This window comes from Herbivorax alkaliphila (assembly GCF_030848475.1).
In the GTDB taxonomy this organism is placed as follows: domain Bacteria; phylum Bacillota; class Clostridia; order Acetivibrionales; family Acetivibrionaceae; genus Herbivorax.
The window spans coordinates 1-1092 of sequence record NZ_JAVDDS010000140.1; the positions used below are offsets into that span (position 1 = coordinate 1).

The window sequence follows — 1092 nt, forward strand, 5'->3', positions numbered from 1 at the left end:
AATGAATTTGGGCGAAACGATAGTGGAGCTGGAAATCCTTTGTTAGATGCTGTTTTCGTCACTGACCTCAAAGCCTTTCTTGTAAAGCTCATCTATATATTCTATTTCTTATTATTATCTAAATTTTTATCACTAAGTGATTTAAGGCTAATATCCTGCATTAAAATCTTCATTTGATTTATGGCAATAAAGTTTAATTTTTTAAGTCTTTCTTGTTGTGAAAGTCCTTCATTTATGAATAATGCATTAAGATTTTCTAAATTTGATAAACATACAAGTTGTGCTGTATTAGCATAATCACGTATATTTCCCTTGTTATTCGGATTGTTTTCTCTCCATTCTTTTGCTGTCATTCCAAACAAAGCCATGTTCAAAACATCAGCTTCACTAGCATATATGTATGAAATTTGTTTAGATGATAATTCTATCGGTATAAGATTTGTTTTAATAGCATCAGTATGTATTCTATAGTTGATTTTGGCTAAGTTTCTCTTTATATCCCATCCTAATTGCTTATATTCATAATCTTTTAATCTTTGAAATTCTTTTATTAGGTATAGTTTAAATTCGACTGATATCCAACTTGCAAATTCAAAAGCAATATCCTTATGTGCATAAGTTCCACCATATCTTCCCTGCTTTGAAATTAAACCAATAGCATTTGTTTTTTCTATCCATTGACGAGGTGTTAATGTAAAACTATTTAGTCCAGCTTCTTTTCTAAACCCGTCGAATTCCACGGGATTAAAATTAAGGTTATTTAACTGTTCCCATATTCCTAAAAATTCAATCGTATTTCTATTTCTAATCCAATTTCTTATTAAATCATCAGTTCTATCAGAGTTTTTATATTTTGCAATATCTGTAATACAAATATAATCATCATCTTTTATTGGAAATATTGATATTTGGTTACCCTTTACATTAATTTTCGGCATAACTTTCTCTCTTTCTCTAATAGAATTAATTTTATTCATTAAGATTTCATATATTGCATTTTAATAATCCTATTAAATTATTCATACATAAATTAATATTATTCATTTAAATTATACAATAAATTTTATGTACTGACAAATATCTGCATTTTGC

At 27.2% G+C, this 1092-nt stretch carries 1 protein-coding gene; it reads right to left on the reverse strand.

Features of this window, described 5'->3' with window-relative positions:
• Positions 1–101: 101 nt before the first annotated feature.
• On the reverse strand, positions 102–977 hold the full coding sequence (locus RBH29_RS17715) for a KilA-N domain-containing protein (protein WP_459076803.1): 876 nt from the start codon (positions 975–977) through the stop codon (positions 102–104).
• Between the last annotated feature and the right edge of the window lie 115 nt (positions 978–1092).